The organism is Yokenella regensburgei (genome assembly GCF_051486985.1).
In the GTDB taxonomy this organism is placed as follows: domain Bacteria; phylum Pseudomonadota; class Gammaproteobacteria; order Enterobacterales; family Enterobacteriaceae; genus CBFFRJ01.
The window spans coordinates 61752-75070 of record NZ_JAHVDV010000026.1 but is presented as its reverse complement, the minus strand read 5'-3'; the positions used below and the strand labels follow the sequence as shown (position 1 = coordinate 75070).

Below are 13319 nucleotides of genomic sequence, written 5' to 3'. Positions count from 1 at the left end.
AAGGAGGCGTCGATGAGTGAGAAAAAAAAGAGTTCATCAGCGGTAACGATTAAAAGTAAAAAATGTGTGCAAGAGGTGAAAGTCACCAACCAGTTTAAAAGAATGATGACAAAAGCGCTGAAAGCGACATTGATGGTGCTGGAAAAAAGGCGGGAGGATTTATCCACGGAAAAGTGGGGGATAGAACAGCAAAAAGATTTTTTTAAAATCTTTGGAGTAAGGCATGATGTGATCATCACTATTGACAGCGAGGCAGAAAAGGAAAAAGTAAAAAAACTTGATCCGGAAACGCCAAGAGATCCCTATATTGAAAAAAAAGAAAATATTACCGCCTATCTCTTTATGCAGAAAAGCGTCGACAGAATGATATTTATTTGCGAAAAAATGAGCCTCGAAAGCAGAGTTAACAGCAATGACATTCGACAGGGAAATTTTATTAATGCAACAGAAAAGAGCGGTGCTAGCGCCAGTGTTTCTGCGGACCAGACAACAGGCTTGCATCCTGATTTGTATGGAAAGATCTTAACAGTGAATATATTTCAGAATTTTATCTGCAAACCCTTAACAGGGTGGAATTCACAAGTGTCAACGCTATGTCATGAATTCTCCCATTTTTACCGTCATGGCAGTGAGGGGGAATATGGCGGAATGGGTACGGATGACATCCCAATAGACACGAAAGACAAAAATGAAACTGGTTACCTGCTTAAAGCAAACGATCTTGTGAAAAAGAACAGCCAGTATGTTTTTAAAAGCGCCTATAACATTGAACGCTATTTTGAGCTAAACCTGACAGAGGAAGAAATAAAGATAATAGAAGACATCCGTTAGAATGCCAGTGTTTGGCACCCTAAGAAATCGATAAATTATCGCAAGCTTTAATCTATGAAAGATGCAAAATAAAGGATAGGTTATGTCTTTTTGTTTATGGCGAAGATTGGTATTGTCAATCGTCATTATCTTCAATGGGGCAATATGTTATGCAAGTGAAGAAATGCTGTTAATCCGTTATCATTACGGTTCGTTAGTATGGGACGGTGCCAGGCACGAAAAACCAGATATTGTGCCATATTTCTTTTTTTCAGATGCTACTCGTATCAATGATGTGAACTATCCCAGATTTACCATCGGTGATGTAGAAAGTAATGCATCTCAGGAGGAATACAAGCTCTCCGTAAAACTAGACGTAAAGAAAAAAGATAAGTATCTACAGGCGCATGTGGTTATTAAAAACAAAAGCACAACTCCTTACTATGTACATAGGTATATGCTGGCGGAAAAGGGATCTATTTATCCACTCTGCGGTAATGTTTTTTCTATAGTCGCTGATGGAATAATATTAAGGTACCTTAAGATAGAATGTCATTATGATCGCGATGATGAGTGGCAAAAAATCCCTGCCGGGGGCTCCTTTGCATATTCAGTAAACCTGAATGAGGCCTATGCATTTCCTTCAGGATACCGACGATACAACATTGGTTCACACACATATCAAGTGGTGACTGAAAACTGGTTTCAGGAACAGAACATCAACGAGGCGATGTTTTCAATATTAGACTGGGAATATCACTGTAAAATTGAAAAAAATGTCAGTTACATAGAATCAGGCGGAGCGGTATGTGACCTGGATAAAAAATCCTTTAGTACATTTATCTATCTTACAGGACTGAAAAGTGAAAGAAGTGGCAATAAGTTTTACATCAGAACGAATCAGGTTACCATCTATCTGGACGGTGACACATTGCAACCCTTCAACTATAACCAGTACTGATGCAAAAAATGAAATCTACGAGTTGAATCTGATAGAGGAATAAATAAAAATAATAGAAGATATCCATTAAATAAATCTTGATGGCGCATATAAGCGATAATTATTATTATCTGTGGCCTGTTAACTATATAAAATCAATAGGAGAGATTATGCGTCTTTTTTTATGGCGAAAATGGATGTTAGCAATCGTCATTATCTTCAATGGGGCAACATGCTATGCAAGTGAAGAAATGCTGTTAATCCGCTATCATTACGGTTCGTTAGTATGGGATGGTGCCAGGCATGAAAAGGCAGCTATTGTGCCATATTTCATTTCTTCAGATGCTACCCGCATTAATGATGTAATTTACCCCAGATTTACCATCGGTGATGCAGAAAGCAAGGCATTACAGGAGGAATACAAACTCTCCGTAAAATTAGACGTGAAGAAAAAAGATAAGTATTTACAGGCGCGTGTGGTTATCCAAAACAAAAGCACAATCCCTTATTATGTGCATAAAAACATGCTGGCAACAGCGATATCCTCTGACCCACTCTGCGGCAACACTTTTTCTATCGCCACTGATGGAATAGAACTAAGATACCTTCAAACAATGTGTCATTATGATCGAGATGAAGAGTGGGAAAGAATCCCAGCCGGTGGCACCTTTGCATATTCAGTGAACCTGAATGAAGCCTATGCATTTCCTTCAGGATACCGTCGATACAACATTGGCTCCCTCGAATATGACGTGGTCACTGAAAACTGGTTTCAGGAGCAGAACATCAACGAGGCGATGTTTGCCATATTAGACTGGGAATATCACTGTAAAATTGAAAAAAATGTCAGTTACATAAAATATGATAAATTTGTATGTGACATGGAGAAGAAATCATTTAGTTCATTTATCTATCTCTCAGGACTGAGAAGTGAAATAAGTGAAAATGAATTTTACATCCGAACGAATCAGGTTACTATTTACTTAGACGGTGACACATTGCAGCCTTTCGATTACAACCGGTACTGATGCATATTTTTTAGGAAATAGCCCAAGTTATTCCTGGATAAATTAAACAGAACCTCCCTTCAAAAAAACCATCTAAAATCACAAACAGATAAAAAAACAAAGGAGAAAATATGTCCCAAGCCGCCAGACTTAACGATAAAGGTACTCAGCATGATGGTTATCGTGAAACCGTCATTACTGCAGGTTCACCCACTGTATTTATCGATAGTCTCCCTGCCGCCCGAAAAGGAGATCCTCTGACCCCGCATTCAAAACCTAAACATCCGCCTCATCCTCGAAAAATAGCCAATGGTTCCGCTACGGTGTTTATCGACGGCCTGCCCGCTGCCAGAACCGGTGATGCTATAGACTGCGGCGGTGTGGTTATTGGTAACGGCACGGTCATTATTGGCTAGCCTGTAGCCACAGGGCAAAAGCCAGGTTAACGGTTGCGTTAAAAATAACCATTGCATCGAATAATTGTTGCAGTATCATGCGGCGGCTTTCAAAAAGCGTATGCATGTTTATTGGGTTCCCTCACCCCAACTTAAAAAGGTCAAAATATGACGCAGTTTTCACACTCTCAGCGCATGAAAGCGCTGTTCTGGCTATCCCTTTTTCACCTCTTGGTGATCACCTCCAGTAACTATCTGGTGCAGTTGCCGGTGAGCATTTTCGGCCTGCATACCACCTGGGGGGCGTTCAGTTTCCCGTTCATCTTCCTCGCGACCGATCTGACCGTGCGTATTTTTGGCGCGCCGCTGGCACGCCGGATTATCTTTGCGGTGATGATCCCGGCGCTGGTTATCTCTTACGCCATCTCTTCTCTGTTCTATATGGGAAGCTGGCAGGGATTCGACGCGCTTGTCCACTTCAACCTGTTCGTGGCCCGTATCGCGACGGCCAGCTTTATGGCCTATGCGCTGGGGCAGATCCTCGACGTGCACGTATTTAACCGTCTGCGTCAGAACCGACGTTGGTGGCTGGCGCCTGCTGCCTCCACGGTATTTGGCAACGCCAGTGACACGCTTGCTTTCTTCTTTATCGCCTTCTGGCACAGCCCTGACCCGTTTATGGCCGAACACTGGATGGAAATCGCCCTGGTGGATTACGCCTTTAAGGTCATTATCAGCATCGCGTTCTTCCTGCCGATGTATGGTGTGTTGCTCAATATGTTACTGAAAAGACTGGCAGACAAATCTGAAATCTCGGCGTTACAGACCAGTTAAAGGTACGCGTTTCCAGTTGTGGTAAGATGGACGAATGAGCCGTTATGGCTGTTTATCGAAAGGAAGAAGTCAATGCGCAATCTGGTTAAATATGTCGGTATTGGCCTGCTGGTGATGGGTCTGGCGGCCTGCGACAACAGTGACAGCAAAGCGCCCGTGCAGGGTGCCTCGGCAGAAAGCAACGCCGCCGGGCAACCGGTCTCCCTGCTGGACGGCAAGCTTAGCTTCTCACTGCCCGCAGACATGACCGATCAAAGCGGCAAACTGGGCACTCAGGCCAACAATATGCACGTTTACTCTGACGCCAGCGGGCAGAAAGCGGTAATTGTGATTGTGGGTGACGACACGCAGGAAGGGCTGGATACGCTGGCAAAACGTCTTGAGGATCAGCAGCGCAGCCGCGATCCTCAGCTGCAGGTTGTGACCAATAAGTCTATCGAGCTTAAAGGCCAGACGATGCAACAGCTCGACAGCATTATCTCTGCAAAAGGGCAGACAGCCTGGTCAACCGTTGTGTTGGGAAAAGTGGATAACAAACTGCTGACCCTTCAGGTTACGCTGCCGGCAGATAACCAGCAGCAGGCGCAGACCACAGCGGAAAACATTGTTAATACGCTGGTCATCAAGTAATCAGCAAGCGGCCTCCGGTGGAGGCCGTTTTTTTAACCACCACGTCAACAGCAACGCTCCCGCCACCAGCAGCGCCGTCAGCAGATAAACCATCGACACGCCTGACCATGCCATCAGCAGGCCCGCAAGCGGCCCCGTGATGCCCAGCGACAGATCCATAAAAACCGTATAAGTGCCGAGCGCAGCACCCTGGTTATGCTGCGGGACCGCCTTGACCGCCACCACCCCCAGCGCCGGGAAGACCAGCGAGAAACCGGCCCCAGTGAGGAACACGCCGATTTTCGCCACCATTGGCGCATCGGCTATCCCCACCAGAATCAGCCCGACCACCTCCACCGCCAGGCTTATCATCGCCACGTTCAGACCGCCCAGACGGTTAATACTGTTCGGGAAAACCAGCCGGGAGCCAACAAAGGCCAGGCTGAACAGGGTCAGGGCAAAGGCCGCTCCGTCCCACCCTTTTGCATCATAAAAGAAGGTGATAAAGGTGGCGATAACGCCAAATCCGGCAGTGCCGAGCGCCAGCCCCATGCCATAAATCCAGACGAAACCCAATACCGCACGGAACGGCAGCGGCTTGCCTTTGCTGGCTTTCACCGCCGCACGTGGCAGCGCGCAGGCAATCGCGACGAACACCACCGCCATAATGAACCAGCCCAGCCCGCTCAGCCCGGCGTAGTTAAAACAGATAACGCCAAGCGGCGCACCGAGCGCCATCGCGCCATAGGTAGCGATACCATTCCAGGAGATAACACGGGCGATATGCAATGAACCGACGACACCTACGCCCCAGAGCATGGACCCGGTACCGGCAAAGCTTTGCCCGACCCCGAGAATCACACGCCCGACGCAAAGCAGCACCAGACTGACCAACGGAGAGGTGCTTTGCAGGTCCGCCAGCCAATAGCAAAGCCCACAGATGAATGCACCACACAGACCAAACACCACCACTTTTTTCGGCCCAAGCGTATCGGCATAGCGCCCGGCATGGGGGCGGCTAATGAGGGTCGCGAAGTATTGCAGGCTGATAACCAGCCCCGCCCAGAAGGCGCTGTAGCCGAGGGTGTCGTGCACATAGCCGGGTAAGACGGCGAGCGGTAACCCTATCGTGAGGTAACTTGCGAAATTAAAAACAACAACAGACAGAATCCGCAGATTAAGACGTAATCCGCTTAGCGCCGGTTCAGCGGCTTGTTCAGGCATGGGGGATCACCAGATATTCACAACAATGTTTCACTATTACCACGTCATGAGCAGGAAATCAGCAAGCAGATTAAGATTATCTGCCCAGGGCGAAGCGCACGCCAGTAGCTACACTTAGCGTGCGGTATATAAAAAGGAATTACCCATGACACAGCCCCAGCCCGATCGTGCGGGTTTACACATTCTTCTCAAACTGGCCTCTCTGGTCATTATTCTGGCCGGTATTCATGCCGCCGCCGATATTATTGTGCAATTATTACTGGCACTGTTTTTTGCCATCGTTTTAAACCCACTGGTCACCTGGTTTCTTCGACGCGGGATTAAGCGCCCCGTTGCTATCACTATCGTGGTTCTGGTGATGTTAGTGTTCCTGACCGCGCTGTTTGGGGTACTGGCTGCCTCCATCAGCGAATTCATGGATATGCTGCCAAAATACAATCGCGAGTTTACTCGTAAGTTCCTTCAGCTCCAGGAGGCCCTCCCCTTCCTGCACCTGCATGTCTCGCCGGAACGCATGCTACAGCGCATGGACTCCGACAAGATGATGACCTTTGCTACCGCGCTGATGACCCAGCTTTCCAACGCCATGGCGAGCATCGTTTTACTGGTCATGACCATGGTATTTATGCTGTTCGAAGTGCGCCATGTTCCTTACAAGTTGCGCTTTGCGCTGAACAATCCACAAATCCATATTGCCGGATTACACCGGGCACTGAAGGGGGTGTCACACTACCTGGCGTTGAAAACGCTACTGAGTTTGTGGACCGGGGTGATCGTGTGGGCAGGCCTGGCCATTATGGGCATTCAGTTTGCGTTGATGTGGGGGGTGCTGGCGTTCCTGCTTAACTACGTACCCAATATCGGTTCGGTCATTTCCGCCATTCCGCCAATGCTCCAGGCGCTGCTTTTTAATGGCGTTTACGAGTGTGTACTGGTGGGGAGCCTGTTCCTGATCGTGCATATGGTGATAGGCAATATTATGGAGCCGCGCATGATGGGTCATCGGCTCGGTATGTCAACGCTGGTGGTCTTCCTCTCATTGCTGATCTGGGGCTGGCTACTTGGCCCTATCGGCATGTTACTCTCCGTGCCGCTTACCAGCGTCTGTAAGATCTGGATGGAAACCACCAGAGGCGGCAGCAAACTGGCCATCCTGCTTGGACCGGGCAGACCAAAAAGCCGCCTGCCAGGGTAGACGTTAAACCGGGGCAGACGGAAATTCGCTGGCGGCGCAGATGATGACCTTCTCATTGTCTGCGCCGCAGCCATGTAACTGCGTGATGGCAGCGAACAGAGCAATAACTTCGCTCCGATACCCAGGCCTGCAGCGCGACACCTTCCCCTTACGGCGGAAGAAATATCCATTTTATCTATGTGGCTTTTAATCCCGTGCACCATATCCCTATGATGAATGATTAGAACCGTCATACTCCTTTCGTCACTGTCTCTTTTTCCAGGACAACGATGCCGTTCTCACGCGCTTTCAGCGCTCTGCTGTTAGCCCGCGCGACGCTCATTACTCATGCTTTTGCTTCCTCTGAGCTGACAACCGCCTGGCCCGTCAATGTAGGGCCACTCTATCCGCATCGCTATACCCCTAACCTGATGTTCGCCAGAGCAGGGCTGGTGAAGTATCAGGTTGCGCACCGAGGCGACGTTCTCTAACGGGGTATCCTTCAACGCCGTGGCGGCAGCAGAAAACGTCCGTGCGGTGCTGGATAACCGCAAGCGCCACGCCTGGCTTGAGCTGACTAACCAGATAACCGATGTCAAAGCCCTCGGCGACAGCGAGCTGCAAATCCCCCTGAAGAGGGCTTACTACCCTTTCCTGCAGAAACTGTCGCTGTCGCGTCCGTTCCGCTTTATCGCCCCGTCGCAGTTTACAGATCATGAAACCAAAGACGGCATTCTGATCCCCATCGGCACCGGTCCGTGGGTGTTAAAAGAGACGCGCCTGAACCGGTACGATGTGCTGGTACGCAACGATCGCTACTAATTTGCGAAACGCGCCTGCGGCGGTTTATCAAAAAGGGCCTTCACGCTTCCCGGACCGCCTCTTCGCTACCTGTCCTGAAGATTAGCTGCCAGGATTAATCATTCCTTCCATCAAACAGGAGCAAAAATGAAAATCGATCTGAGTGGAAAAGTGGCACTGGTTACCGCCTCTACGGGCGGCATTGGTTTTGCTATTGCGACAGGACTGGCCGAAAGCGGTGCGGAGGTGATCCTTAACGGGCGCAGTGAGGCATCAGTGAGCAAAGCCCTTCAGGCACTGAATGCACGTGTACCAGGCGCACGTGTGCGCACCGCCGTTGCCGATCTCAGCGCAGCCGAAGGCGTGGAAGCCCTGTTAAGCGCGGCGACGGATGCCGATATTCTGGTCAATAATGCCGGGATTTACGGCCCGCAGGATTTTTATGAAACCGACGATGCAACCTGGGAGACCTACTGGCAAACCAACGTGATGTCTGGCGTGCGTCTCTCCCGTGCGTTACTGCCTGCGATGGTAAAAAAAGGCTGGGGGCGCGTGGTATTTATCTCCTCAGAATCGGCGCGCAATATTCCTGCTGACATGATCCATTACGGGGTGACCAAAACTGCTCAGCTTTCGCTGGCCCGTGGGCTGGCGAAGTTTGTTGCCGGTAGTGGTGTTACAGTCAATAGCGTATTGCCAGGCCCAACCCTCTCCGATGGCTTCGCCGCTATGATGGAGGATGAGATCAAACGAACCGGTAAATCGCTGGATACGCTGGCAACCGAGTTCGTGATGAGCAACCGCCCCAGCTCCGTTATTCAGCGGGCTGCAACCGTCGAAGAGGTGGCAAACATGGTGGTCTATGTCTGCTCAATGCAGGCGTCGGCCACGTCAGGCGCGGCACTGCGCGTGGACGGCGGCGTAGTGGACGACATTCTGTAAAGCAGACGTTGCAGAGCACGCACGCGTGCTCTGCGTCAGTAACGCTCAGGGCCAGGCGGGATAAAAGCGGCTCATCAGAATCATCAACAGCGGGGTGGTAAGCGTGGAAAGAAGGGTCGATATCAGCATGCTGGTTGCCGTCGCACCCTGTAACACCTTGAATTTCTGCGCCATCAGGTAGACGTTTATGCCCACCGCCATCGATCCCAGCAGGACGACGACCTGGCTCTCTTGTCGCGGCAGATGCAGTGCATAGGCCAGCGCCCAGATAAGCCCCGGCATCAGCACCAGTTTAATCAGGCAAATGGCTCCGCTTTCCCGCAGCCCCTGGCTGATATTGTAATGCGACAGGCTCATCCCCAGCGTGACCAGCGTTAGCGGGGCGGAAATTTGCCCGAGCATGCTCACCGGGCCATCAATAAACTGCGGAAGGGGGTGGTGGGTCGCACTCCAGGCGAATCCCGAAAAAATACCGATTATCAAGGGATTGCGTAGTACGTTGAGCAGGGTTTTGCCGATGCCTTTCCAGGTAAAACTGCCGCTCTGCGCCCACTCTACGGAGACGGTCACCAGGGTCCACAAAATCAGGCTGTTAAACACCAGCACCAGCGCGACTGAGGCCAGGCTCTCCTGACCGAGAAGGATCACGGCAACCGGAATACCGAGCATGACATTATTAGAGAAGATACCGCCGAGGCCAAAAACCGATCCTGAGACAGCATCCAGGCCAAACACGCTTTTTGCAACAACGCGTCCTACGATATATATCAGCAGGCAACTGCCAAAATAGGCAATGAGTAAACGCATATCAACCGGCGGGCTTTGGTAAAATTTACTCATGACCTTAAATAACATGCAGGGCAGGGCAATCGAAAAACAAAAACGGTTAAATACCCCACTGGCTGCTTCCGGCCAACCTGCAAATCGGCCGAGACAATAACCTAACGCAATTAATGAAAATAACGGGGCCGACAATATCATTTGCTGCGTAAGCTGCCCCAGAAAACTTGCGGTTTCCATCCTTTACCCTGCCTGTTCTATCAGTGTGAGTCATTTTTTTGTTTTTTGGCAGTATAGGGAGTTTGAGACGAGGCGTCAGGCAGGATGCGAGGGTTTGTAAAACTGCCCGGTAGATTTCTGGCAAATGAACAAAGCGGTAATGGCAGCACATGACCCTCACCCCTGCCCTCTCCCTGAAAGAGAGAGGGCGAAAAGGGGCCACCGTGCGACAGGTCCCCTCGCCCCACTGGGGTGAGGGGAAAACGCGACATTAGTATTCTGCCTGGCCCTTTGCAAAAAAGGCCAGCGTCTCCTCCAGATTCTTCGCCTGCTCCTCCAGCGACATCGCAGCGGCGGAAATCTGCTGCACCAGTGACGCATTCAGCTGGGTGGCGCTGTCCATCTGATTGACCGCTACGCTGACCTGACTGACCCCTTTGGTCTGTTCATCCAGCGCCTGAACAATCTCACCAATCACCAGATGCACGCTCATCACCGACTCGATTATCTGCGCCATCATGGCTCCGGTCTCATTGACCAGCATGACCCCCTTGCTGACGCGCCCGTTAGACTCCTCAATCAGCGTCGAAATCTCTTTGGCCGCGTTAGAGCTGCGCTGAGCAAGATTACGCACCTCCCCCGCCACCACCGCAAAGCCCCGCCCCTGCTCACCCGCACGTGCCGCTTCCACCGCTGCGTTCAGCGCCAGGATATTGGTCTGGAAAGCAATGCCATCGATGATGCTGTTGATATCGCCAATCTTATTGGCGCTCTCATCAATCTTACCGATGATATCCACCACTTCCCCTACCAGCGTCTCCCCTTGTCCGGCTATCTGTGCCGCTTTTTCGGTAAGACGGGTCGCTTTCTGAACATTGTCGGCGTTATTTTTCACGGTTACGGAGATCTGCTCCATACTCGCCGCCGTCTCTACAATAGCCGCCGCCTGCTCTTCTGTGCGTGAGGCCAGGTCGAGGTTACCCGCCGCTATTTCACTGCTGCCCGACCGCACTGAGTGGCTGGCATCACTGATGCTGCCCACAATACGTTGCAGCTCAGACTGCATGGTATGCAGCGCATAGAAAATGCTGCTGGTGTCCCCCGATCGTACCGGAATCGGGTTGCTTAAATCCCCCTGCGCCACGGAGAGGGCAATCTCTGAAGCTTCTGATGGCTCGCCACCTACGGGGTGCGCTACTTTACGGGTGAAAACCAGCGCAACCACGACGCTGACAATGATGATGCTCAGGATCATCAAAATAATGGCATTGCGCAGGTAGTTCCAGGCTTCCGCCATCACCACGCTGACCGGTGCCACAATGGCGAGCTTCCACGGCGTCTGGCTGTTGCCTACCTCGATGGATTGCCAGGTCACAAACGCAGGCTCGTTCAGAATGGCGTCGTCGATACGCACCACCGCCTCCCCGCTTATCGCCCCGGTCCAGGGCTTACCGGTCATTGATTTATCCGGGCTGGAGATGACTTTGTTCTGCGCCGAGAGGAGCAGCGCATAGCCCGACCCCTCCCAGGGTTTGATGCTGCCAATCATTTTTTGCAGGGTTTCCAGTGAAAAGTCTGAGGTAACGGATCCCTGGAATTTACCGTCGCGAATAATGGGCGCGGCAATGGAGGTGAGCATCACATCCACCCCATTGTAGGGATAGAGGTAAGGTTCAATGATGACCTCTTTCTGGCGCTGGCGAGGCAGCACATAGTAATCACCGCTGCCCGGCGTTTCGTAGTCCACAAGATTGTGCAGTGCCGGGTTGCCGCCGCTATCGCGGTCGACATAACGGGCGTAACGTCCGGCCGGATCCTGCTCCGGCTGACCGGCAAAATCGCTGTCTTTTCCATCGAATGCGTTCGCTTCAAAGGTCAGCGACATCGACAGGAAGTCATTATGCTGACGCAGAAAATCCGTCAGCAATTGATCAAGCCCGCGCCTGTCCTGAAGCCCCGCCTGATGCAAAGACCAGGCACTGATACCGAGATCGCGCGAAGCGGTCAGCGCCGTGTCGAGCTGCTGCTGTACACGCAGCGATTCAGTATGGGCAATTTGTTGCAGATGTTTTTGCGCAACGGCTTGTTGTTGATGCATAGACTGCCAGAGCAGCAGGCCGATAGTGATCAGGAATCCGATCGTGATAGTGATAAATATTGACGCCAGCATCAGCGTTCTGGCCGTCATTTTCTTTCGTTTACTCATCTTTCCCCACCTGGGCAGTCGCCCTCTGGCAATTAACCCAACGACTCATAATTCATATATCGGTAAAAAGCCGTTAACACTTAAACCAAATATGAATTAATTTATTTTCACAATATTTTTAAAGGAGTTAGGGGGGAAAGCGCTGAGCCAGGGGCTGACTCAGCGATGCAAGGGAATACTTATCTTCGGGGATTACTTGTTCACGTGCATAATAATTTCCGTGATTTCTGACGGACGCCCGAGGCGTAACGGGAAACCGCTCCACAGCCCTGCGCCATTGCTGACGTAAAGGGTCATGTTGCCGACCTGGTAACGACCGGAAACAAAACCGCCATTTACCGCTTTCACTGCCTCATCAAGGCCACGCACCATGCCGCCGTGGGTATGCCCGGAAAGCTGGAGCCTGACGCCGTATGCTGCATTTTTTTCTGCGGTATCCGGGCGGTGATCGAGCAGGATTATCGTATCGTTAGCGGTGGTGCCCTGCAGCGCGCGTTCGATGTTGGGGGCATCAAAACCGAAACGTTTGGCGATTTTGTCCGTTACGCCCGCCAGCACCAGTGAGGAGTCGCCTTTTGCGATACGCACATGGCTGTTCATCAGAAAAGGGATGCCAAGCTTCTGCCAGGCGGGTATCCACTCCTGGTAGTCAAAGTAATATTCATGGTTGCCCGTAATGGCAAAAACCCCGTCTGCCGCGCGCAGGTGAGCCAGAGGCTCCACATCGCTGTAGCGAACCCCGAGCGTACCATCAGACATGTCGCCGGTCAGGGCGATCAGATCCGGTTTTAACGCATTGGTTTTCGCCACGATTTGTTCCACCCACTCTCTGGGCAGAAGGCGGGTTGCGTGAATATCCGCAAGCTGAACAATGCGGTAGCCTTCAAATGCAGGCGGTAAACCGGTGATACTGACCTCTACGGTGCGGACGGCGGGAACCTGAATCGCCTGCCAGACGCCGATGCCCGAGAGCGCCACGGCGCCTGCCAGCATCGGCAGGGAGACAGGCAGAAACGGCAGGCGTTTACGGGTAAGCAGACGGATAAGCAGCGCAGCCAGGTCGCGCAACAACAGTAAACCGGCAAAAAGCACCGTGGCGCCAAACAGCGTGCCGATAGCAATCATCGCCGGGCGCGGCCATTCGGGAGAGAACATGTTTCCCCACAGCATCCTGCTGATAAAGTGGAACTGACAAATCAGCACCACAAGCAGGGTAAAGAGCAGCTTAGGGATGACAGGAAGCGAGAGCCGCCAGATAAAACGAAAAGCAATATACAGTGCCGGTAACAGCGTCCAGAGAAAAAACATCACAGCTCCATAGCAACGAAAGTAGAACAACAAGGTGTCAGTGTTTTAAAACTAGCACCTTGTTGCGCCG

At 51.2% G+C, this 13319-nt stretch carries 13 protein-coding genes and 1 pseudogene; 9 read left to right on the top strand and 5 right to left on the bottom strand.

Translation table 11 applies throughout. From position 1 onward, the window contains the following. Positions 1-12: 12 nt before the first annotated feature. The 6 genes from KXR87_RS17430 to KXR87_RS17405 all read left to right on the top strand — a co-directional run bounded on the left by KXR87_RS17430 (position 13) and on the right by KXR87_RS17405 (position 4616). The gene (locus KXR87_RS17430) at positions 13-831 is read left to right on the top strand and encodes a hypothetical protein (protein ID WP_437433470.1); all 819 of its coding nucleotides are present in this window, start codon (positions 13-15) and stop codon (positions 829-831) included. Between the two features lie 82 nt (positions 832-913). Then, entirely contained in the window at positions 914-1771 is an 858-nt protein-coding gene (locus KXR87_RS17425) for a hypothetical protein (RefSeq protein WP_437433469.1), read from the top strand. Positions 1772-1920: 149 nt separating this feature from the next. Further along, positions 1921-2778, top strand: coding sequence for a hypothetical protein (locus KXR87_RS17420; RefSeq protein ID WP_437433468.1), 858 nt, complete (start codon positions 1921-1923; stop codon positions 2776-2778). Positions 2779-2888: 110 nt separating this feature from the next. Further along, entirely contained in the window at positions 2889-3173 is a 285-nt protein-coding gene (locus KXR87_RS17415) for a type VI secretion system PAAR protein (RefSeq protein WP_437433467.1), read from the top strand. A gap of 147 nt (positions 3174-3320) precedes the next feature. Next, positions 3321-3986 carry a 7-cyano-7-deazaguanine/7-aminomethyl-7-deazaguanine transporter gene (locus KXR87_RS17410; RefSeq protein WP_437433466.1) on the top strand — a complete coding sequence of 222 codons (666 nt, stop codon included), beginning with the start codon at positions 3321-3323 and terminating at the stop codon, positions 3984-3986. Positions 3987-4058: 72 nt separating this feature from the next. Continuing rightward, positions 4059-4616, top strand: a complete 558-nt coding sequence (locus tag KXR87_RS17405) for a DcrB family lipoprotein (protein ID WP_437433465.1) — start codon at positions 4059-4061, stop codon at positions 4614-4616. On the opposite strand, the gene KXR87_RS17400 is transcribed toward KXR87_RS17405, so the two are convergent. Beyond that, positions 4617-5819: an MFS transporter gene (locus KXR87_RS17400; RefSeq protein WP_437433464.1), complete on the bottom strand. Its 1203-nt coding sequence runs from the start codon at positions 5817-5819 to the stop codon at positions 4617-4619. Between the two features lie 145 nt (positions 5820-5964). Between KXR87_RS17400 and KXR87_RS17395 the strand changes: the two genes are divergently transcribed. Beyond that, the gene (locus tag KXR87_RS17395) at positions 5965-7014 is read left to right on the top strand and encodes an AI-2E family transporter (RefSeq protein ID WP_437433463.1); all 1050 of its coding nucleotides are present in this window, start codon (positions 5965-5967) and stop codon (positions 7012-7014) included. Positions 7015-7017: 3 nt separating this feature from the next. On the opposite strand, the gene KXR87_RS17390 is transcribed toward KXR87_RS17395, so the two are convergent. Continuing rightward, positions 7018-7155, bottom strand: coding sequence for a phenolic acid decarboxylase (locus tag KXR87_RS17390; RefSeq protein WP_437433462.1), 138 nt, complete (start codon positions 7153-7155; stop codon positions 7018-7020). A gap of 128 nt (positions 7156-7283) precedes the next feature. On the opposite strand from KXR87_RS17390, the pseudogene KXR87_RS17385 reads away from it, so the two are divergent. Together KXR87_RS17385 and KXR87_RS17380 are read left to right on the top strand one after the other, a co-directional pair. Then, positions 7284-7812, top strand: a pseudogene (locus KXR87_RS17385) (ABC transporter substrate-binding protein); the annotation flags it as partial. Between the two features lie 129 nt (positions 7813-7941). Further along, a complete protein-coding gene (locus tag KXR87_RS17380) occupies positions 7942-8736 on the top strand; it encodes an SDR family NAD(P)-dependent oxidoreductase (RefSeq protein ID WP_437433461.1) in 795 nt (264 codons plus the stop codon). A 45-nt stretch (positions 8737-8781) separates the two neighbouring features. Here the strand turns inward: KXR87_RS17380 and KXR87_RS17375 are convergent, their stop codons facing one another. The 3 genes from KXR87_RS17375 to KXR87_RS17365 form a co-directional block, all read right to left on the bottom strand. Further along, positions 8782-9756 carry an AEC family transporter gene (locus KXR87_RS17375; protein ID WP_437433460.1) on the bottom strand — a complete coding sequence of 325 codons (975 nt, stop codon included), beginning with the start codon at positions 9754-9756 and terminating at the stop codon, positions 8782-8784. A 250-nt stretch (positions 9757-10006) separates the two neighbouring features. Beyond that, the gene (locus KXR87_RS17370) at positions 10007-11941 is read right to left on the bottom strand and encodes a methyl-accepting chemotaxis protein (RefSeq protein ID WP_437433459.1); all 1935 of its coding nucleotides are present in this window, start codon (positions 11939-11941) and stop codon (positions 10007-10009) included. A 192-nt stretch (positions 11942-12133) separates the two neighbouring features. Next, positions 12134-13249 (bottom strand): metallophosphoesterase, encoded by a 1116-nt coding sequence (locus KXR87_RS17365; RefSeq protein ID WP_437433458.1) that lies wholly within the window; start codon positions 13247-13249, stop codon positions 12134-12136. Positions 13250-13319: the final 70 nt, after the last annotated feature.

Bases quoted from the DNA above. Each gene is read 5' to 3' on its own strand.
- KXR87_RS17380 (WP_437433461.1), top strand. From the start codon at position 7,942: ATGAAAATCGATCTGAGTGGAAAAGTGGCACTGGTTACCGCCTCTACG.
- KXR87_RS17430 (WP_437433470.1), top strand. From the start codon at position 13: ATGAGTGAGAAAAAAAAGAGTTCATCAGCGGTAACGATTAAAAGTAAA.
- KXR87_RS17365 (WP_437433458.1), bottom strand. From the start codon at position 13,249: ATGTTTTTTCTCTGGACGCTGTTACCGGCACTGTATATTGCTTTTCGT.
- KXR87_RS17370 (WP_437433459.1), bottom strand. From the start codon at position 11,941: ATGAGTAAACGAAAGAAAATGACGGCCAGAACGCTGATGCTGGCGTCA.
- KXR87_RS17400 (WP_437433464.1), bottom strand. From the start codon at position 5,819: ATGCCTGAACAAGCCGCTGAACCGGCGCTAAGCGGATTACGTCTTAAT.
- KXR87_RS17375 (WP_437433460.1), bottom strand. From the start codon at position 9,756: ATGGAAACCGCAAGTTTTCTGGGGCAGCTTACGCAGCAAATGATATTG.
- KXR87_RS17405 (WP_437433465.1), top strand. From the start codon at position 4,059: ATGCGCAATCTGGTTAAATATGTCGGTATTGGCCTGCTGGTGATGGGT.
- KXR87_RS17420 (WP_437433468.1), top strand. From the start codon at position 1,921: ATGCGTCTTTTTTTATGGCGAAAATGGATGTTAGCAATCGTCATTATC.
- KXR87_RS17410 (WP_437433466.1), top strand. From the start codon at position 3,321: ATGACGCAGTTTTCACACTCTCAGCGCATGAAAGCGCTGTTCTGGCTA.
- KXR87_RS17395 (WP_437433463.1), top strand. From the start codon at position 5,965: ATGACACAGCCCCAGCCCGATCGTGCGGGTTTACACATTCTTCTCAAA.
- KXR87_RS17425 (WP_437433469.1), top strand. From the start codon at position 914: ATGTCTTTTTGTTTATGGCGAAGATTGGTATTGTCAATCGTCATTATC.
- KXR87_RS17415 (WP_437433467.1), top strand. From the start codon at position 2,889: ATGTCCCAAGCCGCCAGACTTAACGATAAAGGTACTCAGCATGATGGT.